We start from the raw sequence: 20,938 nt of genomic DNA, 5'->3' as shown, positions 1-20,938 counted from the left end.
CGTGGACGGGTTCTTCGCCCCGTTCTTCGCCTCCGGGCGGATCGTCGATGCCATCCTCGTGCTGGTGGTCCTCGAGGCGCTGGTGCTGCTCGGTATGCGCGCCCGCTGGGGGCGCGGCCCGGCACCGGGGGCACTGCTGAGCAACCTCGCCTCCGGTGCGGCGCTGATGCTGGCCCTGCGGGCGGCGCTCACCGGCACGGCGTGGCTCGGCATCGCGGTTTGGCTGGCCGCGGCGCTCGCCGCGCATCTCGCCGAGATGGTGATCCGCTTTCGTCGTGACGGAGCGGTAGCGTCGCCGGACTGTGACAAGCTGGTCCGGAACAACCAGAAGTGGCGAACGTTCGGTGCGCGTCCGCCGATGACTTAGAACGATACTTTATCGAGGCCTTCGACATCTGGAGATCGGGTTCATGACACGCTTCAATGCCCTGGGCTCCGGTTGGCTCGCCGTCGCCGCCCTCCTCTCTGTCGGCACGGCTCACGCGCAGGAGGCGGATGCAGACCTGATCAAGCGCGGCGAATATCTGGCAACGGCGGGCGATTGCACCGCCTGCCACACCAAGACCGGCGGCAAGTACATGGCCGGCAACTTCAAGCTCGATACGCCGATCGGGGCGATCAAGACCCCCAACCTCACGCCGGACGACGAGACCGGCATCGGCAAGTGGAGCTACGAGACGTTCGAAAAGGCGTTCCGTCACGGCATCGGCGACGAGGGTGAGTATCTCTACCCGGCCTTCCCCTTCTCTTGGTACACCAAGGTTTCGGACGACGATACGAAAGCGATCTTCGCTTACCTCAAGTCTCTCACGCCGGTGAAGGAGAAGCGGGAGGACAACGAGATCCCCTTCCCGTTCAACGTCCGCACCGCCCTGATTACGTGGCGCACCGCCTTCTTCACCGAAGGACGTTTCGAGCCCGATCCGAAGGCCAGCGCGGAGGTGAACCGCGGTGGGTACTTGGTCGAAGGCCTCGGCCATTGCGGCATGTGCCACAACGAGCGCAAGCTCGTCGGCAATTCGAGCCTGGCCGGCCGGTTCGGCGGCGGCGTCATCGACGGCTGGTACGCGCCCAACATCACCCCGGACGGGCATCAGGGCATCGGCGCCTGGAGCGACGAGGAGGTCGTCAGCTACCTCAAGACCGGCACGGCCCCCGGCAACCGGCCGGGCGTGGCCGCCGGCCCGATGCGCCAGACCATCGAGGAATCGCTCTCCAAGATGACCGACGCCGACCTGAAGGCGATGGTCGCGTATCTCCGCACAATACCCGCCAAACAGACCTACAGGGAAAAGGATCTCCAGGCCTTCAACCAACCGGGCGCGCCGGGCGCCGACACCTACCTCACCTATTGCTCCTCCTGTCACCGACCGGACGGCAAGGGCGTTGAGGGCGCGATTCCGGCACTGGCCGGCAACACCTCGATCCAGTCCGGCGGCCCCGAGACCATCATCAACGTGATCGTCGGCGGTCTCGCCGCCCAGAGCGGCTACGCACCGATGCCGGCCATCGGCCAGGAGATGACCGACCAGCAGATCAAGGACGTCACCGACTACATCCGCAAATCCTGGGGCAACAAGGCTCCGGTCGTGTCGGAATCCGGTCTCGTCGCGACCGCGCGGGGGAAGATCAAGACGATGATGGCCGGCAACGCGCCCTGCTCGACCATCGAGAACGAAGGGCTCAAGGCCAGCATCGAGGAGGCCACCGGCGGCGATGCGCTGAAGGGGCTGAAGCCGAACGATTTCGTTCCGGTCCTCGCCCGCGTCGCACCGAAGGTGAAGGCCGCCGCGCCCGAGGCCGGCGACGACGCCGTGGTCAACGGGCTGCTCTCGGCCTTCTGCAAGGCGAATCGCAGCGACCAGGATGCGGAGCCCCTGCCCTGGCCGGCGACCATCGGCTCGTTCGGCAACATCGCCTACAGCCAGGTCAAGAACCCGGAGAAGCGGGCGGAAGCGAGCCCCGGCCAGCCGCCGGCCTCGGGGTCGACACCGCCTAAGCCTTGATTCCGGTTTTTACGCCCTACCATTGGCAGGTGCGGTCACCGTTCCGTAACGCGCGGGCGGTGAACCGCGAGGGATCGCACGACGGATCCTGATCGAGCATCGTCCCGAAAGGTGGTTGCCGGCTTTCGGAAGAAGATGATGCAAAAGCAAAAGCCTCGATGGGAGTGCGAGCCTATGCAACTCGGCATGATCGGCCTCGGCCGGATGGGCGGCAACATCGTCCGCCGCCTCCTGCGCGACGGCCACACGGCCGTGGTCTACGACCGCGATCCGAAAGCGGTCGAAGCCTTGGCTGCCGAGGGTGCGACACCCGCCTCCAGCCTGGAGGATCTCGCCGCCAAGCTCGAAGCGCCGCGTACCGCCTGGGTGATGCTGCCGGCCGGCCATATCACCGAGGAGACGGTGACCGCGCTCGGCGGTCTCCTGAGTGCCGACGACTGCATCATCGACGGCGGCAACTCGTTCTATCAGGACGACGTCCGCCGGGCTCGTGACCTCGACGCCAAGGGGATCCACTACATCGATGTCGGCACGTCCGGCGGCGTGTGGGGCCTGGAGCGCGGCTACTGCATGATGATCGGCGGCCACAAGGAGGCTGTGGATCGGCTCGATCCGATCTTCCGCACGCTGGCGCCGGGCCTCGGCGAGATCCCGCGCACGCCCGGCCGCGAGGCGCGCGATCCGCGCGCCGAGCAGGGCTACATCCATGCCGGCCCGAGCGGCGCCGGGCACTTCGTGAAGATGATTCACAACGGCATCGAGTACGGCCTGATGCAGGCCTATGCCGAGGGCTTCGACATCCTTCGTCACGCCAACGCCCCCGATATTCCCGAGGCGCGCCGGTTCGATCTCAATCTCGGCGACATCGCCGAGGTCTGGCGGCGGGGCAGCGTGGTCTCCTCCTGGCTCCTCGATCTGACGGCTGCCGCCCTGGCGGGCGACGAGCGTCTCGAAGGCTTCTCCGGTTACGTCGAGGATTCCGGCGAGGGCCGCTGGACCATCAATGCGGCGATCGAGGAGGCCGTGCCGGCCACCGTCCTCTCCAGCGCGCTCTACCGCCGCTTCCGGTCCCGCGAGGATGAGAGCTACGCCGACAAGCTGCTCTCGGCGATGCGCCAGGGCTTCGGCGGCCATAAGGAGCCGCCGCGCCGGGGGCCTGCCCCATGATTTCGCTCCCCCCGAACACCCAGCTGATGGCGGATGCCGAGGCGACGGCCCGTGCGGCGGCCGATCATCTGCTGGCGATGGCCGAGAGCGCGGAGGGCGAACGCATCGCGATCTGCCTCTCCGGCGGCTCGACCCCGAAGCGGCTCTACAAGCTGTTGGCCTCCCCGGGCTTTGTCGAGCGGGTGCCGTGGGCGCGCATCCACTGGTTCTTCGGCGATGACCGGGTGGTGCCGTGGGACGATGCGTTGAGCAACGTCCGCATGGTCCGGGAGGCGTTCGGCCATGCCGCGCCGGTGCCGGCGACGCATCTGTACTTCATCCCCTCCGATCACGGAGCCGAGGCCGGCGCCCGCGCCTACGAGAAGACTTTGCGCGACTTCTACGGGGCCGCACAGCTCGATCCCGAACGACCGTTGTTCGACCTCGTGCTGCTCGGCCTCGGCAGCGATGGCCATACGGCCTCGCTGTTTCCGGGAAAGCCGGCTCTTTCCGAACGCACGGCCTGGGTCGCGCCGGTTCCGGAAGCGGGATTGGAGCCGTTCGTGCCGCGCATCACCCTGACCTTTCCGACTCTGGCCTCCTCGCGCTCGGTGCTCTTCCTCGTCAACGGTGCGAGCAAGCGCGAGCCGCTGCAACGGCTCGCCGACGGCGAAGATCTGCCGGCGCGGCATGTCGAGAGTGCCGGTCGCGTGACGTGGTATGTCGATCGCGACGCGGCCGCAGCCTGACCGACTGCCGATCGGCCGCGATACGCCCCTGCGGCCGGCGCTTACGCCTCATTTCCGACGTCAGTCTTACCCGTGTATGAACGGCCGATCCTCGTTCAACCGGAGTACTCCGATGGTAGGAGCCGAAGACGCCGCCATGCGGGATTCCTGGCCGCAGCTCCGTCAGCCGCACCCCGTTCTGCGGCGTAGCCGTATCCTGCCGGGGCCGCTGAAGTCGCTCGAACGGCGCAGCCGCAGGCCGGTCTGGGGCATGAGTCTCGGCGTGGTCGGCCTTTCGCTCGTCGCGACCTGGGCGATCGCATCGCAGATCCATTCGAGCCCCGCCGACGCGCCTCACATCACCGCTGTGCCGGTCGCCGAGTCGCTTTCGGACGCCGCGCAGCCTGCCCGCATCGTCGGCGGCGCACTGGCACGGCAAGTCGCACCGGCGCCCGAGCTGCCGGTTGCGGCCGAGACGCCGTCCTCGGCGTCGCCCGCAGTCGAGGCTTCCGAGGAACGGCCGCCGGCTGCCTCTCTGGCGGCTCCACCGGCTCCGGCTCCGAAGCCCGTGGCTGCGCTTCCGGCCGAACTCGGCACCCTGCCGGTTCTGGAACTCGACGAGACGACGTTCGACGCGATGCAGGCTCCGGCTCCGGAGAACCGCCCCCGCGCCGTCACGCGGATTCCCGCAAGGCCTTAAATCCTGAGCCTGAAACAATGACGCCCCCGATCGCGACGCGAGCGGGGGCGAATTTGTGTGTGGTGTCCGGCGCTTCGACCGCGCCGGATCTTTCGTTTGGGTCTGGCTCGCCTCAGGCGGCCAGCGGCATGTCGTCCTCGGCCTCGGCCGCCATGAACTGAGCCCGGGCGAGCGTGGCGAAGCGCTGGTTGAGGGCCACCAGCTCGTCGAAATTGCCGGCCTCAACGATCTTGCCGTTCTCGAACACGAGGATGCGGTCGGCGTTGCGGATCGTGGCAAGGCGGTGGGCGATCACGAAGGTGGTCCGCCCCTCCATCACCGTCTCCAACGCCTGTTGCAGCTTGCGCTCGGTCGCCGCGTCGAGGGCGCTGGTCGCCTCGTCGAGGATCAGCATCGGCGGGTTCTTCAGCAGCGCCCGCGCGATCGAGAGGCGCTGGCGCTCGCCACCGGACAGCGACCGGCCGCGCTCGCCGATGATCGTGTCGAGCCCATCGGGCTGGCGCGCCATGAACTCGCTGGCCTGAGCCCGATCGAGGGCGTCGAGCATCTCGGCATCGGTCGCGTCGGGGCGGCCGACCTGGAGGTTCTCGCGGATCGAGCGGTTGAACAGCATCGGCTCTTGGAAGACGACGCCGATGTTGTGACGCAGGCTCGACAGGCCGATGTCGCGGATGTCGATGCCGTCGATGCGGATGGCGCCGGCATCCGGATCGAAGGTCCGGTGCAGCAGGCCCAGCGTAGTGGACTTGCCCGAACCCGTGGTGCCGACGAGCGCCACCGTCTCGCCGGGGCGGGCCGCGAAGGACACGCCGTCGAGCGCGCTGCGGCGGCCGTCATAGGAGAAGGCAACCTCGTCGAAGGTCACCTCGCCCTCGAACCGGGCGACATGCTTGGCATGAGGGCGGTCGCGGACGGTCGGCACGGTGTCGAACACCTCGAAGAACTCGCGCATCTTCGGAGCCTGCATGAACACGCCGTTCACGAAGGTCACGACGTGGTCGAGCTTGGTCACGAGCATGGTGGCGAGGCTCATGAAGGCGACGATCTCGCCGACCGTGGCCGCACCCTTCTGGTGCAGGGCGATGCCGGTGATGAAGATCGCGGTCATGGTCAGCGTGCCGGAGGCGCGGGTGGCGACGTTCGCCAGCGCCCACCACGACAGGACCGGGATCTGCACGCGGAGCAGGTCTTGGATGATGGTGCGCATCGCCTCCTTCTCGGCGCGCGCACGGGTGAAGGACTGGATCACCGCGACGTTGCCGAGCGCATCGGAGGCGTGGGCGGCCAGACCCGACTGGAACTCCTCGACCTCGCCCTGAAGCGTCTCGGTCCGGCGCAGGACGTAGCTGGCGAGCGCCGTGAAGGCGAGAACCAGCACGACCAGGATCGCGCCGAGCCGCCAGTTCACGAACAGCGTCAGCGGCAGGAGCACGCCGACGGAGAGCAGCGCGGAGAAGTGCTCGCGGAAGAAGTTGAGCCAGACCCAGGCCATGGCATTCGTGCCTTCCAGCATCGCCTTCAGCACGCGGCCGGAATGGTTGGACGAATGGAAGGCGATCGGAAGTTCGAGCACGTGCTCGAAGAAGTTCGCCATGGTGGAAAGCCGGTTACGGTGGGCGAGCCGGTCGGAATGCAGGGCGATCGCGACGCCCGCTCCGATTGTGAACAGGCCGAACACGACCCATGCGATGATCCAGGGCGCCAGCGCGGTGGCGGGCGCGTCCTTGGAGAGATGGGTCAGGCCGTCGATGATGCGGCCCATGATCAGCGGCTCGGCAAAGGCTGCCACCGCGAGCGCGACATTGGCCGCGATCAAGCCGGCGGCCAGCCGCTTTTCCGCTCCCAGCAGGCCGAGCACCCGCGCATAGAGGCGAATCATCGACATCGTGCTTTCGCTCCCCGCCCCGTCCGGCCACAAGCCGTGGGGATCTCAACGTTGGAACCGGAACGTCCCGGCGCCGCCCCACCGAGAGCCTGCGGTTCTCCGCGCAGGGCCACTCGGTCAATCGGCACGGGGACTTATGGCTCCCCGCCCCTGAACGGCACATGACGGGGAACGGTCGCTTCCTCCAAGCCCCTTTACCGTTCCTTCAGCCTGTTTTTTTAGAAGTTGGGGACGGCCTGCACGATTGGCCGGGCTTCGGACATCGGCGTCATGGATCTCGCAACCGGTATCGGGCTTGTCGGCGGGGTCGGCGTGGTGTTCACGCTGATCATGATCGACGGCGGCAACTTCGCGGCCTACTTCGACAAACACGCCGTGATCGTCATCTTCGGCGGCGCGATCGCCGCGACGATGATCCGCTTTCCCTTCTCGACCATGCTGCACGGCCTGCCGATGGGCCTGCGCTACGCCTTCACCATGCGCTCGGTGAAGCCGCATGAGCTGATCGAAGAGATCACCAAGATCGCCGACGTCGTGCGCAAGTCCGGCCCGATCGCCCTGGAAAACATGGAGATTTCCGATCCGTTCCTGGCCCAGGGCGCGCGCTACATCGCCGACGGCTACGATCGCGACTTCATTCGCGACACGATGGAGCGCGACCGCGACAACTTCCTGATGCATCTCGACGAGGGCTCGAAGATCTACCGCGCCTTCGGCGACTGCGCCCCGGCCTGGGGCATGATCGGCACCATCCTCGGCATGGTGACGATGTTTGCCAACATGTCCGATCCCTCGAAGCTCGGCCCCGCCATGGCGACCGCGCTGCTCGCGACGCTCTACGGCGCGCTGATCGCCAACATGATCACCCTGCCGATCGCCGACAAGCTGCACGTCAAGCTCGAGGAGGAGGACGTCTCGCGCTCCCTCATCATCGATGGCATCCTGCTGATCCGCGATCAGAAGAGTCCCTCGCTGGTGCGCGAGATGCTCATCGCCTACCTGCCGGCCAACCACCGCGAAGAACTCGCTGCGGAAGCGGCGTAACGGGGGTTTGAGCGGTGGCCAAGAAGAAGCGCGGCGGCGCCCATGGCGGTCACGGCTGGTTCGTGACCTTCGCCGACTTGATGGCGCTCCTGATGAGCTTCTTCGTCATGATCGCCGCCTACTCGACGCAGGACCAGAAGAAGCTCCAGGTCGTCGCCGGCTCGATGCGCGACGCCTTCGGCGTGAACAAGGAATCGAAGTTCGCCGGCATCCTGGAGAGCGAAGGAATTCCGACCGCGGACAAGTTCAAGCACCTGCGCGACGTGCCGCCCGAGCGCGCCACCGATCGCACAACGCCGCCGCAGATCGATAGCGGCCTCGACGACGGCATCCCCGACCGCGGCTATCCCGACGCCTTCGGCCAGGCCGCAGCCTCCCTGCGGCAGGCGATGCAGGACATGCCGGAAGTGGCGGAATTGTCGAAGAACGTCATCATCGCGCCGAACCGGAAGGGGCTCGACGTCTCCATCGTCGATCAGGACGGCCGCTCGATGTTCCCCGAAGGATCGAGCCGCCCCAACGACCGCACCCGCCGGCTGCTCGAACGACTGGCGCCGACGCTGATGAAGCTGCCGAACCGCATCGCCGTGACCGGCTTCACCGCGACCACCCGTCCCGGCACCCGCGACACCGCCCCGCCCTGGGAACTCTCGGCCAACCGCGCCCTGAGCGTGCGCGATGTCCTGGCCGGTGCCGGCCTGCCGGACGACCGCTTCGCCTCGGTGACGGGCAAGGCGGACACCGAACCGATGTTTCCCGACAACCCCTATCTCGCGGCCAACCGCAGGGTCACGGTCACGCTTCTCGCCGAGCCGCCGCCGACGCCGAACGGCAAAGCCGTACCCTGAGGGCGTCTGCGCCGAACGCGGCTACTTGGCGACCAGCAGCGCCCAGTAGACCTTGTATTTGGAGCCCGGCGCGTAGGCGGTGGCGATGCCCATCCGCGTCGCCTCCGGGGACAGCATGACGGCCCGGTGCGGAGGGCTGTCACGCCAGCCCGAGAACGCTTCCGCGAGCGTGTGATAGCCCGCCGAGAGGTTGGCATCCGCCCCGCCATAGCCGAGCCGGGTCACGGCGGCACGCACCGTCTGGCTCTTGCTCGGCCGGTCCGAGGCGGCCATGGCGGCGGCCTCGGTCTCGGCGAGCCGCTGCAATTCGGGATCGATGACGAGCGGGGCGGCGCCGTTGTTGTGGCGATAGGCCGAGATCATGTCCCGGGCCGCTGCCGTATCCACCGCGGTGCTGCCGGTGGTGAGCGGCAGGTACATGCTCGGCAGCCCGGTCGTGTCGGGCGTCATCTTCCCCGCACAACCCTGAAGCAGGGCGACGAGAGCGAGGACCGCAGGCGCGGCAAGGAAGGTCTGACGTCCGAGCACGACAACGGCTTTCCGGTGAACAGGGGAATGAGGTGGCCCCTGCGCCCGGTAAACTCAAGTGTATCGGTGCCGCCGGCCCCGATATCCTCAGGGCCGGCTGCGTTTTTCCGTGGGACGCTCGTGCCTATCCGTGGCGCCGACGGTTCACATCCTGCGATTCGTTCGCCGGGCTGCGGGGAGCAGTTTCCTCCGGCGCCGAACTCTTCCTGGCATCGTCCGCTCCGGATGCCGCGGGCGCGATCACCTGCGTGGTCGAGTTGCCGACCGCGTGAGCGATCTGTCCGAGCGCATCGCGGACCGGTTCCAGGCCCTGGACGGTGATGAAGCTCGAAGCCGGGCCCATCGGCGGGATGAATTCGGCATCGGCCAGAGTCTTGAACACCGAGAAATTGAGGTCGCTCTGCACCTTCTGGCCGAGGTTGACGTCGACCACCATGGCGACCAGCTCGAACTCGAGGAAGGGATCGCCGATCTTCTTGAACACCACCCGCGGCGGCGGCTCCTTGAGCACGTCCGGATGCGCCTTGGCGCAGGCGACCATCATCTCGGCGGCCTGGACCGGATCCTTGCTGCGCAGGACGCTGACGGAGAGGATGACCCGGCCGGTGCGGTCGCCGCGCACGCGGTTCTTCACGATGCCCGAGATCAGATTCGAGTTCGGCACGATCACGGCCGAGCGGTCGAAGGTCTGGATTTCGGTGGAGCGCACCGAGATCCGCTTCACGATGCCCTCGCTGTCGCCGATCAGCACCTGATCGCCGACCCGGATCGGACGCTCCCAGAGCAGCAGCAGGCCCGAGACGAAGTTGTTGACGATCGACTGAAGACCGAAACCGATACCGACCGAGAGCGCACCGGCGACGATGGTGAGCTTCTCGAGGCTGAGGCCCAGATACGAGAAGGACAGCGCCAGGGCGACCAGGAAGCCGACATAGCCCGCGACCGTCGAGATCGAGTTGCGCAGGCCGGCATCGAGGTCGGTCGCCGGAAGGTAGGTGTTCTCCAGCCAGCGCTGCACGCCGCGGGTGATGAACACGCCGACCCCGAGGATGCCGATGCCATAGGCGATGGAAGACAGCGAGATCGTAACGTCGCCGACCTTGAAGCCGAAGAAGGCCGTGCGGATCGAGGAGAACACGTCCGTCGAATCGAGCCCCCAGGGCGCGAGCGTCAGGAGCGCCGCGACGGCGATCAGCACGACGCGGCCGAAACCCGTCACCAGCACCGCGATCTGGTTGAGCGAGCGCTTGCGCAGCCCGGTATTGGCCTGGAGCGTGGTGGCGAGGCGGGTCTCCTCGCACAGCGAGCCGCCGATCAGCACATCGACGCTCATGATGAGGAGCCAGAGCAGGACGAGGACGCTCGCGCTCCAGATCAACTGATCGACGAGGAAGGCGGAGAGGGCGACGTATCCCACGAAGGGCGCCACCGCGATCACCGCGACCGCGACCCAGCCGAGCAACCGCAGCGGCCCGCCGATATTGGCCGAGGTATCGGTGCCGACATAGGGGCCGAAGCACTCTTCCTCCTTCTCCGCGGTGTCGGCGAAGCGATGGAGGCCGATGGCGAGCAGCAGCGCGGCCGTGACGGCCCCGATGCCGCGGGTGGCGATGGAGATCGGCAGCGCGGCGTAGATCGCCGAGTTCAGCGCCTCGGTCGATTTCGACACCGTGATGACCACGGCGATGCTGACGGCGAGCGCGTTGATCCGCCATGCCGCGGCGTCCGAGACCGGCGCCGGACGCCAAGCCGGCTTGTTGACAGCGAGCAGCGCGTCGGCGGTCGCCTCGACGAAGGCGATGAAGGCGATGCCGCCGAGAATGATGCTGGCGACCGGCAGGAACCGGGCGGGCAGCAACTCGGTGACGTCCAGGGCGTAATAGACCGCGTAGCTGCCCGCCAGCGCCGGCAGCGTGCCGAGAAGCAGCACGCGCCACGCACCCAGAAGCTTGGCACGCTTCGACGGCGTGGTGACGTTGATGTCCCGGCGGCCGAGCGCCGGAGCGATGTTGCGGCGTCCGAAATACAGGGCGAAGGACAGGCCGAAGGCGAGGCCGAGAACCAGCAGGTTCCACAGGGTGCCGTTGCGGCGGAACAGGGAGACGGTGTCGTCGACGCCGCTGCGCAGCGAGCTGAGGTCCCGCGGAATGTCGGCGGCGACCCGCATCCACAGGTCGGGGCTGAGCAGCGAGGAGCTGCGCTCGAACAGGCCGCGGGTGAAGGCGGCGCGACGGCGATTCGAGATCTGATCGACGATCTGGTCGCTCTGCACCAGCAGCGATTTGGCCAGCCGCTGGGTACCGTCGATGTCATTGACCGCCTGCTCGCGCTCGGCCCGCTCACGGGCGACCTCCTCGCCCTCCTCGCCCTCCTTCGGCTTCGGGCCGATTTGCGTCAGCCGCTCGCGCGCGGCTTCCAGCCGCGGCCCGAGCAGCTCGATCACCGATCGCAGCCGGTCGGCGAGTGGGTCGAGCCCGTCGCGGGCGCGGGTCAGGTCGCCTGCCCCGACATTCTGTCCGGAAATCGCCTTTTCCCGCGATTCGAGATCCGCCTTGATGGCGTCGAGCCGGTCGCGGAGCGTTTGCAGCGCCTCCGAGACGGGCACCTTGGGCGCGGCCGGCTTGGCAGCCGGCGCGGCCTGCCCGTCCGTTGCAGGCGGTTGACCGTTCGCCGGTGGCGCCGCCGTCTGGTGCTTCGGGGTCGGTGCCGACTGAGCAGCCGGCGCCGGGGTGCTAGGCGGACTCCCCTGCCCCACGGCCGCATTTGGCAGCAGAGCCGCCGCGGTCAGTGCCGCGATCAGGGCCTTGCTGCGCATCATGTGGCGGACACGGGTGAGAAGGGAGTGTCGTAGCATCGTCGTCCTTCGCGGGGGAACGGGATCGCGTCGGGTGATCGGCGCCAGGGCAGCCTGGCCGGCCGGTTCGCGGATGGTGTCGCGCGCGACCACAGCCGTCTGCGCCGCGCTCGAGGGGCTCGGTATCCCGCACAGCCCTTGAGCTAGGGGCACGGCGTGACTTGCCGAGAGGCGCGCCGCCAAACTTTTTGCAACGCACAACGGCGCGTCGGCCCGGCCTGTCTGCCCGGGTAATGGGGCAAAAGCGTGCGGAACGGAGCGATCGACGCCAATTCAAAGGAAAATCATTGGCCGCGACGTCACGGACGGTCGGTTCGCCTTCACAAGCTTGTCACGCTGATATTACACTAAGCCGCGATGGACTTGGCCATATCCTCACGCAGCGAGGAGGCGGCGCTGATCGTCCGCCCCGCCACGCTTCGGTTCGAACCGGCAGGATTCGCCGGTCGGGGAAGCTGTTGGCGTCAAGATCCCTCCCAACCTTTCGATTCCCGCCAACCCGCCCGAGCGCGACGCGCTGAGGCCATGGGTTCGGTGCGAGCGCGCGCGACAGCCTGCGGACTCGCGGCCGTGCCGGGGCGTCATGCCCTCCGGCACGGTTCCGAGGCGCCCTGTAGGCTCCGACTGTCGCGGGTACGGCATGGCCCTTCGGACCTTCGGCGTCCGAGGCCGAGGCGCCCGAGGGGCGCCGTCACGAGCAGTGAGTGGCGTCGATGATCGATCTGCAAACCCTGGTGCTCAACGCGGATTACAGGCCGCTTTCCTACAACCCACTCTCGTTGTGGTCCTGGAAGGACGCATTCACGGCGTTGTTCCTCGATCGCGTCACTTTGGTCGCGAACTACGATGTCGAGGCGCACAGTCCCAGCCGGTCCCTCAAGGTGCCGAGCGTGGTCGCCCTCAAGAGCTACGTCGCGCTGGCCCGCAGCCCGGCCTTCACCCGCTACAACATCTACCTGCGCGACACCTTCTCCTGCCAGTATTGCGGCCTGCGTCTCCCTTCGGGCGGGCTGACCTTCGATCACGTCGTGCCCCGCTCACGCGGCGGCCTCTCCACCTGGGAGAACGTCGTGGCCGCCTGCTCACCCTGCAATCTGCGCAAGGCCAATCGCACGCCGCACGAGGCCGAGATGCCCCTGCTCAACGAGCCGCACCGGCCGACGCGGCACGAGCTGCACCGCCGCCAACCGGAATTCGACCACCGCCAGTATCACCACACTTGGCTCGACTACCTCTACTGGGACAGTGAGCTCGACAGCTGACCGCGCGTCAACGCAACGGCTGCGGTGGCTCGTTGAACATCGGCTGGTTGGTCGGCCGCGGCACGTAGGCGCGGACGGCGAACCGCTCGACCGGCGGCGACGCGCGGAAGCGCGGGCGCGGATCGCGATAGGGCATTTCCGGGGGGAGTGCCGTGACGGCGGGGCGTGTCCTGAGATGCCGGCTGCCACTCTCGGCTTGAGCGTGCGCGGCAGACAAGCCGGCGAGCATCGCGGCCGTGAGTAAAAGCAGATGGCGCATGGCGGCTCTCCGGTCTCGGTCGCGCGTCAGAACTTGATGGCGGCGCCGCCACGCACGGTGTTCAACTCGGCCTTATGACCCTGGAAGTCGTTGAATAGGACGTATTGATACTCGCCGCGGAGCAGGAAGTTCGGCGTGATGGCGTATTCGAGGCCACCACCGACAGCGATGCCGGCTACGGTAACCTTCTTCGTGGTTCCGTGAACTGTACCGGGCGCCGGGATGCTGTCAGGCGGGCTGTTTTGGTTGAAAGCTGAGTATCCGTAATTGTTGATGTAGGATCTCGTGGTTCCCGTCTGATTGCTGGCGTAGGTCGCACTATTGTAAGCGTAGTTTTGGACCGTGACCGTGTCATTTACCGTCGCGCGGCCAACGGCCAAGCCACCTGTGACGAACGGAAGGAAGTTGCCGAAGGCGTAGCCAAGTCGTCCCCTGATTGTCCCGTAATCTTGGATCTTGGTGCTGGCCTGACCGGTTAGATCGACGGTGGTAAGGTAATTGTCCTTCGTGATCGAATGGCGGGCAATTTGGTCAAAAGCGGTTCCACCGCGACCAAAGTACGTATAATCTGCTTCGATGCCTGCGACGACATCTTCGAACTGATAGTTAATGCCGGCGAAAACGCCATAGCTGGCACCGCCGGAATGGGTAGCGCGTGCCGCGAGATAATGAGATGCGCCCATCTCGATCTCCGCGACGGTATTCCGGAGTGCGTTCGCAACGATCGGCTGGAAGGCGTTGCCGAAGCCGAGGGCGGCCGACGAATAGCCGCCATGCCCGCCGACATAGAACCCGCTCCAGTCGATGATCGGAGCCAGTGCCGGGTAATCATCGTCGTAGCCGCGCAACACGCCGTAATCGAGATCGGCAGCGAGAGCGGGTGAAACCAGAACGGTCGTCAGTAGAGCCAGGGTCGCGATACGCATCGTCGTCGTCCTCACGCACCGGGCCGTTGCTGCGCCGGGCTGACCCGTTCGTACTAGTTCAGTAACCTTAATTTTTCGTGCCGGACCAACATTGGATGGCGTCCCGAGATCGTGGGATCATGCCCTCACCTATCATTTTCGGCGCAATACTCAGGCGTTCTGTGCGTCGTCCAAAACGAGAACGGCGCCCGGGGGCAAGCCCGGACGCCGTGCGTTCCTGAGGAACGATCGTGATCGACTCAGTTGCCGAAGTTCCGAACGGGAGAGGCGAGCAGGCCGTCGGCGAAGCGGTAGCGAAGGCCGACCCGGAACTCGCTGGCCGTCAGATCCTTCACACGGGTGAGGCCGCCGAACTCGTCCAGTCCACTGCGGATCCGGCCGAGATCGATGTAGCGGTAGGCCGCGTCCACGCTGAAGCCGGCGCCGATGTCGTAAGACAGACCGGCCGTCAGGGCCCAGGCGAAGGTCATGACCGAGTGATTGGCGCGGAAGGCGGCGTTGCGCGGTCCCGTGCCCGCGGACCCGTCGCAGCCGTCGATCAGGCAGGTGGTCTGGGTGTAGTTGCGGCTCATGCGCTTGTCGGCGAAGCCGACGCCCGCGCCGACGTAAGGCGTGAAGCCGTACCACGTTCCGATATCGGCGTAGACGTTGACGAGGCCGGTCAGCACATCGACCTTGCCGGCTTCGAGATTGTAGCCGGTCTCGAACACCGAGCGCGAGGAGTAGCCGCGGAAGGACGAGGCGGCGCGCTGGTCGATGGTAGCATCGACGCGCAGCCACGGATTGATCTGGTAGCCGACGCCACCGCCGTAACCGGTCTCGGAACTCAGGCGCAATCCGACGAGCGGCGGCATGCCGGGATCATTCGGATCGAGAATGGCGTCGTCGCGCGGGTGGTCGTACCAGCTCTGCGTGAAGTCGCCGCGCAGATACCAGCCGCTGCCGATGGTCACCGGCTCGACTTGCACGGGCGGCGGCGGGGGCGGCGGAAGCAGATCCGCCGCGGCGGCAGGAGACGCGAAGGAGCCGGTCAGAACCCCAAGGAGGGTGCCGGTCGCGAGCGTGGCCGCCAGCGCCAGACGATGCGATGCGATCATGGGAAGCCTCATCTGAGGCAGCAGGAGATGCCCGCGCCTCGATTGACCGGCAGATTTACCGATAAAGGTTATGATCGGCTTAACCTTAACCGGCAGGGATCCAGAGATTTAGCCGCTTGAAAACAAAGACGGCGCGGAGAGTGTCCGCGCCGTCACAATACAATCGAAGGTTCGGGAAGATCAGTACTTGCGTACCAGCGGAGGCGGCGGCGCGTAATCGACCGCGGCAACAGCGACCGGAGCGCCGAACAGGTAGCGCAGACCGACCTTGACGTCGTGGGCTTCCAGTTCCTTCACGCGATAGACGGTCTTCGGGCAGTCCGGAGCGCAGGTCACGACGCCGGTGGTGGCCTCGCCCATGTTGAGGTAGCGGTAGGCCGCCTCGAACCTGATGTTCTGCGTCACGGCGTAGCCGAGACCGGCATGAAGCGCCCAGGCAAAGTTCGTCCGCTCGTTGTGGCGGCCGATGCCGTAGCCCCCCTCATACGCGCCGAAGCCCTTGTCGGTCACGCCGCCGAAGCTGTGGTGGGCCACACCGACGCCGGCGCCGACGAACGGCGTTACGCCGTACCACGTGCCGAGATCGACATAGCCGTTGGCAAGGCCGACGATGGAATCGAACTTCCCGCTCGTGACGTTGTAGCCGCCGGTATCGCCGAAGGTCTTGTCCTCGGCCACAAACGTCCACTTGCTGCGGAAGCGGTACTCACCGGTCGCATCGACGCGCAGCCACGGATTGATCTGATAGCCGACGCCGCCGCCGATGAAGTACTGGTTGGAGACCTTGTCCTGCACGACGGCGTAGTCGTACGGCTTGGGCGGATGCGAGACGTCCTCGGCAATGCTCTTGCGCAGGTCGAGCGATCCGTAGCCGCCATCGACGCGAAGATACCACCCGCCCGCGAACACTTCCGACTCGGGCAGCGGCTCGGGCATGGGCGGCGGAGGCAGCAGGTCGGCGGCTTGTGCGAGGCAGGGCACCCCGACGCTCGCAAGGAGCGTGAGGGAGCGCGCCAATGCGAGAATTTTGGTGCGGCGGCGCATTACGATTTCCTTGACCCATCGAGCGCGCCGAAAATTGAAGGCCGGCCCGAGATGCGAATGCAAGGATGATCGAGGAAGGTTAAGTCGGCCTTAACGTAAAAAGTTAGCCTTGCCGATCTGTTGCCGTAATTGGCAAAGCTGCCGGAAAATCAGTACCATCACTGCTTGTGCTTTCCGCCGGTGATGCCCCGGCGGCGGATCGGTCCCGCCCTTCGCGTCGCCGATCCGATACCCGGTCTGGAGCCGTTTTACGACCCCATTGCATCAGGCCGGCGTCTTCAGGCCGCCGCGCGGGTGACGGCGTCCACGACTTCGTCCACGACCTCGGCGACGAGATCACGGTCGTCCCCCTCGGCCATCACCCGGATCACGGGCTCGGTGCCTGAGGGGCGGATCACCAGGCGGCCCGATTGGCCGAGCCGGTCCTTGGCATGGGCGATGGCGGTGACGACCGAATCCGCGCGCAGGGGCTCACCGGAACGGAAGCGGACGTTCTTGAGGATCTGCGGCAGCGGCTCGAAGCAGTGGCACACCTCGCTCACGGGCAGGTTGCGGCGCTTGACGACGCTGAGGAGCTGAAGCGCGGCCACCAGCCCGTCGCCCGTGGTCGCGTAATCCGACATGATGATGTGACCGGACTGTTCTCCGCCGAGATTGTAGCCGTGTTGGCGCATATGTTCGAGCACGTAGCGATCGCCGACGGCGGTGCGGGCGAGCGTGAGACCGATGCTGTTGATGTAGCGTTCGAGGCCGAGATTCGACATGATCGTCGCGACCAGTCCCGGCTGGGTCAGGCGCTCGTCTTCCTGCCACGAGCGGGCCACGGCCGCCATGAGCTGGTCGCCATCGACCTTCTGGCCCTTCTCATCGACGATCAGCACACGGTCGGCGTCGCCATCGAGGGCGATCCCGACATCGGCCCGCAGTTCCCGCACCTTCTGCACGAGGGTCTCGGGCGCGGTCGAGCCGACATCGTGGTTGATGTTGAACCCGTCCGGCTCGACGCCGATGGAAATCACTTCGGCGCCCAGTTCCCAAAGGGTTTCCGGCGCGACGCGGTAGGCTGCGCCGTTGGCGCAGTCGACGACGACCCGCAGACCGTCCAGGGTGACGTGGCGCGGCAGGGTGCGCTTGGCAAACTCGATGTAGCGGGCATGCACGCTCTCGATCCGCTTGGCGCGACCGAGGTCGCGCGAAGCGGAGAGGCGGTTGCGCATGTCGCCGTCGATCAGGCTTTCGATCTCGAGTTCGAGGTCGTCGTTGAGCTTGAAGCCATCGGGGCCCGAACAGCTTAATGCCGTTATCCTCGTACGGGTTGTGTGACGCCGAGATCATCACGCCGATATCGGCGCGCATCGATCGGGTCAGCATGGCGACGGCGGGGGTCGGCATCGGCCCGAGCAGCAGCACGTCCATGCCGACGGAGGTGAAGCCGGCGACGAGCGCGGTCTCGATCATGTATCCCGAGAGCCGAGTATCCTTGCCGATCACGACGCGGTGGCGGTGGTCGCCACGTTGGAAGATCACGCCCGCGGCCTGCCCGACCTTGAGAGCAAGTTCCGGCGTGATGACGACGTTGGCCCGTCCACGGATGCCGTCGGTTCCGAAGTGTTTGCGCAACGTCGCTTCTCCGCGCTCGGCGTGGTTCGCACCGACTAGATTATCAGAATGGCACCCGGCCGGCAGAACGGATCTCGGGTATCGTGAATCGGTTGCTCCGGGATAAAGGCGTTCGAAATGGGGCGGCCCAGCCGGATTGGCGAGCAGGGGGTGCTTCGTCTTTTTCCCCGAGGGCCGGAGTCTGCTCTATCGAAGAAGTTGCGGCAGGCCGGAGAGAAGCAGGGCGATGCCTGAGACGGTCAGGAGGCCGAGAACGAGCCGGCGAAACCCGGTCTCGCTCAAGCCGATATAGGCACGTGTGCCGACGATGGTCGGGATCAGCATGGCCGGCAGGACCACGAGGATCATCGGCAACATGCTTCGTGTGACGATCCCGGACGCGACGTAGATGGTCAGCGTGACGGCGAGCATGGACAGATTGAAGTTCTGGATGACGGCGCGCTGCACGTCACGCTCGTAGCCGCGGAGCGTGCACCAGAGCGTCGGCAGCGTGCCCGTGAACCCGCCGAGACCCCCAAGGATGCCGCCGCCGAGGCCGACGGCAGCGTCGGCGAGACGGCCGCCGACGGTGATGCGTGGCATGTCCTTCGACAGGAGCATCGCGGGGCACCAGAGCACGAGGATGGCTCCGAGGATCGTCTTGAACCAGTGCATGTCGAGCTGCGGCAGCAGGAGCGTCCCGAGCGGGACACCGGCAAGGCCGCCGAGCACGAACGGCGCCAGCAGGCGGAGATCGAAGCCCCGGCGCATCGTGACCGCAGCGATGATCTGCCCCGTGAGCGCACCGGTCACCGCGAGTGCGGCCGCAAGCTGTGGGTCGATCACCCAGGCCCAGACCGACATGGCGACGAGGCCGAACGCGAAGCCCGACAGCCCCTGGACGAAGCCGGCGATGGCCGCGCCGAAGGCGACGATGAGATAGACCGAACTCGACATGCGCCGGGTTTTTCACCCTTGTCTTAAGGCACGGCCTGTCGGTGCGGTGGCGTGCCCGATGGCCACGAAAAAGGGGCGCCTCACGGCGCCCCTTTTCCAACCTTGATCGGCCGTTCAGCCCTGCGGCTGCGGGCTCGGCTCCAACCCGCCGTCGCTGCCGCGCGGGCGACCACGGCCCGTCGATGGCACCGGCGAACCGCGGGCGGGGGTCGGCGGAACGTCGCCCGAGTCGCGCACCGGCGGCTCGCCCTGGAGCAGCTTACGGATTTCGTCGCCGGACAGGGTCTCGTATTCGAGCAGGCCCTGCGCCAGCGCCTCGAGATCATCCTTGCGCTCCCCGAGGATGCGGCGCGCCTCCTCCAGGCCAGCCTCGACGAGACGGCGCACCTCGGCGTCAATCTTCTGGGCGGTTGCCTCAGACACCGTCTGCTGACGGCCCATCGACATGCCGAGGAAGACCTCGTCGTTGTTGTCGCCGTAGGCCACGGTGCCGAGTTCCGGCGAGAAGCCCCAGCGGGTGACCATCATCTTGGCCAGCCGCGTCGCCTGCTCGATGTCGGACTGGGCGCCCGAGGTGACCTTGTCCTTGCCGAAGATCATCTCCTCGGCGATGCGGCCGCCCATCATGATCGCCAGCCGCGAGGTCATCTGCTCGAACGACATCGACAGCTTGTCGCGCTCGGGCAACTGCATGACCATGCCGAGCGCCCGGCCACGGGGGATGATCGTCGCCTTGTGGACCGGGTCGGTCGCCGGCACGTTCAACGCGACGATGGCGTGGCCGCCCTCGTGGTAGGCGGTGAGGCGCTTCTCGTCCTCGGTCATGACCAGGGTGCGCCGCTCGGCGCCCATCATCACCTTGTCCTTGGCGTCCTCGAACTCGTGCATCGTGACGATGCGCTTGCCGCGGCGTGCCGCCAGCAGCGCCGACTCGTTGACGAGGTTCATCAGATCCGCGCCCGAGAAGCCGGGGGTGCCGCGGGCGATGGTCTTGAGGTCGACATCCGGCGCCAGCGGCACCTTGCGGACGTGAACGCGCAGGATGCGCTCGCGGCCGGTGACGTCCGGGTTCGGCACCATGATCTGGCGGTCGAAGCGGCCGGGACGCAGCAGGGCCGGATCGAGCACGTCGGGGCGGTTGGTCGCCGCGATGATGATGACGCCCTCGTTGGCCTCGAACCCGTCCATCTCCACGAGGAGCTGGTTGAGGGTCTGCTCGCGCTCGTCGTTACCGCCGCCGAGGCCGGCGCCGCGGTGACGGCCGACCGCGTCGATCTCGTCGATGAAGATGATGCAGGGCGCGTTCTTCTTCGCCTGCTCAAACATGTCACGCACGCGAGACGCGCCGACGCCGACGAACATCTCGACGAAGTCCGAACCGGAGATCGTGAAGAAGGGCACGTTGGCTTCACCTGCGACCGCGCGGGCGATCAGGGTCTTACCGGTGCCGGGCGGGCCGACGAGCAGAACGCCGCGCGGAATGCGGCCGCCGAGGCGCTGGAACTTCTGGGGATCGCGCAGGAACTCGACGATCTCCTGAAGGTCCTCCTTGGCCTCCTCGACGCCGGCCACGTCATCGAACGAGACGCGCCCATGCGCTTCGTTGAGGAGCTTGGCCTTCGACTTGCCGAAGCCCATGGCGCGTCCGGCGCCGGACTGCATCTGGCGCGAGAGGAAGATCCAGGCGCCGATGAACACGAGGATCGGCAGCCAGCTCACGAGAAGCTGGATGAACCAGGGCGTGTTGTCGGAAGGCGGACGTGCCGTGATCTGCACGCCCTTGCCCTGGAGCTTCGAGACCAGGCCCGGGTCGTTCGGCGCGTAGCTCGAGAAGTTGCCGCCGCCTACATAGGTGCCGCTCACGTCCTGGCCGGAAATCGTGACGGACTGAATCTTGCCGGCGTCGGCATCGTTCAGGAGCTGGCTGTAGGCGATCTCGCTGCCGCCGCCACGGTGACCCGGGTTCTGGAACAGGGTCACGAGGGCGAGCACCAGCAGGAAGATGACGACCCACAGGGCGAAATTGCGGAAATTCGGGTTCATCGATCGGTCCTG

At 66.7% G+C, this 20,938-nt stretch carries 18 protein-coding genes and 1 pseudogene; 9 read left to right on the top strand and 10 right to left on the bottom strand.

The features are described from left to right. Position 1: 1 nt before the first annotated feature. The 5 genes from M2437_RS07970 (at position 2) to M2437_RS07950 (ending at position 4,580) form a co-directional block, all read left to right on the top strand. On the top strand, positions 2-367 hold the full coding sequence (locus M2437_RS07970) for a hypothetical protein (protein WP_253387059.1): 366 nt from the start codon (positions 2-4) through the stop codon (positions 365-367). A gap of 43 nt (positions 368-410) precedes the next feature. After that, the gene (locus M2437_RS07965) at positions 411-2,006 is read left to right on the top strand and encodes a c-type cytochrome (RefSeq protein WP_253387058.1); all 1,596 of its coding nucleotides are present in this window, start codon (positions 411-413) and stop codon (positions 2,004-2,006) included. Positions 2,007-2,180: 174 nt separating this feature from the next. Next, entirely contained in the window at positions 2,181-3,173 is a 993-nt protein-coding gene (gnd, locus tag M2437_RS07960; RefSeq protein WP_015824827.1) for a phosphogluconate dehydrogenase (NAD(+)-dependent, decarboxylating), read from the top strand. Beyond that, positions 3,170-3,901 (top strand): 6-phosphogluconolactonase, encoded by a 732-nt coding sequence (gene pgl, locus M2437_RS07955; protein ID WP_253387057.1) that lies wholly within the window; start codon positions 3,170-3,172, stop codon positions 3,899-3,901. The genes gnd and pgl overlap by 4 nt, the downstream gene beginning before the upstream one ends. A 112-nt stretch (positions 3,902-4,013) precedes the next feature. Next, positions 4,014-4,580: a hypothetical protein gene (locus tag M2437_RS07950; protein WP_253387056.1), complete on the top strand. Its 567-nt coding sequence runs from the start codon at positions 4,014-4,016 to the stop codon at positions 4,578-4,580. A 112-nt stretch (positions 4,581-4,692) separates the two neighbouring features. On the opposite strand, the gene M2437_RS07945 is transcribed toward M2437_RS07950, so the two are convergent. After that, on the bottom strand, positions 4,693-6,465 hold the full coding sequence (locus M2437_RS07945; protein ID WP_015824830.1) for a glucan ABC transporter ATP-binding protein/ permease: 1,773 nt from the start codon (positions 6,463-6,465) through the stop codon (positions 4,693-4,695). Positions 6,466-6,735: 270 nt separating this feature from the next. On the opposite strand from M2437_RS07945, the gene M2437_RS07940 reads away from it, so the two are divergent. Both M2437_RS07940 and M2437_RS07935 read left to right on the top strand, forming a co-directional pair. Continuing rightward, positions 6,736-7,509, top strand: coding sequence for a motility protein A (locus M2437_RS07940; protein ID WP_003603019.1), 774 nt, complete (start codon positions 6,736-6,738; stop codon positions 7,507-7,509). Positions 7,510-7,523: 14 nt separating this feature from the next. Then, positions 7,524-8,357, top strand: a complete 834-nt coding sequence (locus tag M2437_RS07935) for an OmpA/MotB family protein (RefSeq protein WP_003603020.1) — start codon at positions 7,524-7,526, stop codon at positions 8,355-8,357. Positions 8,358-8,378: 21 nt separating this feature from the next. On the opposite strand, the gene M2437_RS07930 is transcribed toward M2437_RS07935, so the two are convergent. Beyond that, a complete protein-coding gene (locus M2437_RS07930) occupies positions 8,379-8,885 on the bottom strand; it encodes a CAP domain-containing protein (protein WP_253387055.1) in 507 nt (168 codons plus the stop codon). 124 nt (positions 8,886-9,009) lie between these two features. Next, on the bottom strand, positions 9,010-11,739 hold the full coding sequence (locus tag M2437_RS07925; protein WP_253387054.1) for a DUF3772 domain-containing protein: 2,730 nt from the start codon (positions 11,737-11,739) through the stop codon (positions 9,010-9,012). 713 nt (positions 11,740-12,452) lie between these two features. On the opposite strand from M2437_RS07925, the gene M2437_RS07920 reads away from it, so the two are divergent. Beyond that, positions 12,453-13,001 (top strand): HNH endonuclease, encoded by a 549-nt coding sequence (locus M2437_RS07920; protein WP_003601528.1) that lies wholly within the window; start codon positions 12,453-12,455, stop codon positions 12,999-13,001. Between the two features lie 7 nt (positions 13,002-13,008). Here the strand turns inward: M2437_RS07920 and M2437_RS07915 are convergent, their stop codons facing one another. The 5 genes and pseudogenes from M2437_RS07915 to glmM form a co-directional block, all read right to left on the bottom strand. Continuing rightward, the gene (locus M2437_RS07915; protein WP_253387053.1) at positions 13,009-13,260 is read right to left on the bottom strand and encodes a hypothetical protein; all 252 of its coding nucleotides are present in this window, start codon (positions 13,258-13,260) and stop codon (positions 13,009-13,011) included. Between the two features lie 26 nt (positions 13,261-13,286). After that, a complete protein-coding gene (locus M2437_RS07910) occupies positions 13,287-14,186 on the bottom strand; it encodes an outer membrane protein (protein WP_253387052.1) in 900 nt (299 codons plus the stop codon). A 239-nt stretch (positions 14,187-14,425) separates the two neighbouring features. Next, positions 14,426-15,283: an outer membrane protein gene (locus tag M2437_RS07905; protein ID WP_003601522.1), complete on the bottom strand. Its 858-nt coding sequence runs from the start codon at positions 15,281-15,283 to the stop codon at positions 14,426-14,428. Positions 15,284-15,463: 180 nt separating this feature from the next. Further along, positions 15,464-16,327 carry an outer membrane protein gene (locus M2437_RS07900; RefSeq protein ID WP_253387051.1) on the bottom strand — a complete coding sequence of 288 codons (864 nt, stop codon included), beginning with the start codon at positions 16,325-16,327 and terminating at the stop codon, positions 15,464-15,466. Between the two features lie 278 nt (positions 16,328-16,605). Beyond that, positions 16,606-17,896: pseudogene (gene glmM / locus M2437_RS07895) on the bottom strand (phosphoglucosamine mutase). Here glmM and M2437_RS07890 point away from each other — a divergent pair. Continuing rightward, positions 17,825-17,986 carry a hypothetical protein gene (locus tag M2437_RS07890; RefSeq protein ID WP_499007195.1) on the top strand — a complete coding sequence of 54 codons (162 nt, stop codon included), beginning with the start codon at positions 17,825-17,827 and terminating at the stop codon, positions 17,984-17,986. The pseudogene glmM and the gene M2437_RS07890 overlap by 72 nt on opposite strands. Positions 17,987-18,133: 147 nt before the next feature. Here the strand turns inward: M2437_RS07890 and M2437_RS07885 are convergent, their stop codons facing one another. Further along, positions 18,134-18,883 carry a sulfite exporter TauE/SafE family protein gene (locus M2437_RS07885; RefSeq protein WP_253387050.1) on the bottom strand — a complete coding sequence of 250 codons (750 nt, stop codon included), beginning with the start codon at positions 18,881-18,883 and terminating at the stop codon, positions 18,134-18,136. Between the two features lie 114 nt (positions 18,884-18,997). Continuing rightward, positions 18,998-20,926 (bottom strand): ATP-dependent zinc metalloprotease FtsH, encoded by a 1,929-nt coding sequence (gene ftsH / locus M2437_RS07880; protein ID WP_003601516.1) that lies wholly within the window; start codon positions 20,924-20,926, stop codon positions 18,998-19,000. Positions 20,927-20,938: the final 12 nt, after the last annotated feature.

It is taken from the genome of Methylorubrum pseudosasae, assembly GCF_029504475.1.
In the GTDB taxonomy this organism is placed as follows: Bacteria; Pseudomonadota; Alphaproteobacteria; order Rhizobiales; family Beijerinckiaceae; genus Methylobacterium; species Methylobacterium extorquens.
Note: the sequence above shows the minus strand (reverse complement) of the source record. Positions and strands in the feature narration are given on the sequence as shown.

What these genes read in the sequence shown, in the direction of transcription:
- M2437_RS07965 (WP_253387058.1), top strand. Translation starts at nt 411, where the DNA reads ATGACACGCTTCAATGCCCTGGGCTCCGGTTGGCTCGCCGTCGCCGCC.
- gnd (WP_015824827.1), top strand. Translation starts at nt 2,181, where the DNA reads ATGCAACTCGGCATGATCGGCCTCGGCCGGATGGGCGGCAACATCGTC.
- pgl (WP_253387057.1), top strand. Translation starts at nt 3,170, where the DNA reads ATGATTTCGCTCCCCCCGAACACCCAGCTGATGGCGGATGCCGAGGCG.
- M2437_RS07950 (WP_253387056.1), top strand. Translation starts at nt 4,014, where the DNA reads ATGGTAGGAGCCGAAGACGCCGCCATGCGGGATTCCTGGCCGCAGCTC.
- M2437_RS07945 (WP_015824830.1), bottom strand. Translation starts at nt 6,465, where the DNA reads ATGTCGATGATTCGCCTCTATGCGCGGGTGCTCGGCCTGCTGGGAGCG.
- M2437_RS07940 (WP_003603019.1), top strand. Translation starts at nt 6,736, where the DNA reads ATGGATCTCGCAACCGGTATCGGGCTTGTCGGCGGGGTCGGCGTGGTG.
- M2437_RS07925 (WP_253387054.1), bottom strand. Translation starts at nt 11,739, where the DNA reads ATGCTACGACACTCCCTTCTCACCCGTGTCCGCCACATGATGCGCAGC.
- M2437_RS07920 (WP_003601528.1), top strand. Translation starts at nt 12,453, where the DNA reads ATGATCGATCTGCAAACCCTGGTGCTCAACGCGGATTACAGGCCGCTT.
- M2437_RS07915 (WP_253387053.1), bottom strand. Translation starts at nt 13,260, where the DNA reads ATGCGCCATCTGCTTTTACTCACGGCCGCGATGCTCGCCGGCTTGTCT.
- M2437_RS07910 (WP_253387052.1), bottom strand. Translation starts at nt 14,186, where the DNA reads ATGCGTATCGCGACCCTGGCTCTACTGACGACCGTTCTGGTTTCACCC.
- M2437_RS07905 (WP_003601522.1), bottom strand. Translation starts at nt 15,283, where the DNA reads ATGATCGCATCGCATCGTCTGGCGCTGGCGGCCACGCTCGCGACCGGC.
- M2437_RS07900 (WP_253387051.1), bottom strand. Translation starts at nt 16,327, where the DNA reads ATGCGCCGCCGCACCAAAATTCTCGCATTGGCGCGCTCCCTCACGCTC.
- M2437_RS07885 (WP_253387050.1), bottom strand. Translation starts at nt 18,883, where the DNA reads ATGTCGAGTTCGGTCTATCTCATCGTCGCCTTCGGCGCGGCCATCGCC.
- ftsH (WP_003601516.1), bottom strand. Translation starts at nt 20,926, where the DNA reads ATGAACCCGAATTTCCGCAATTTCGCCCTGTGGGTCGTCATCTTCCTG.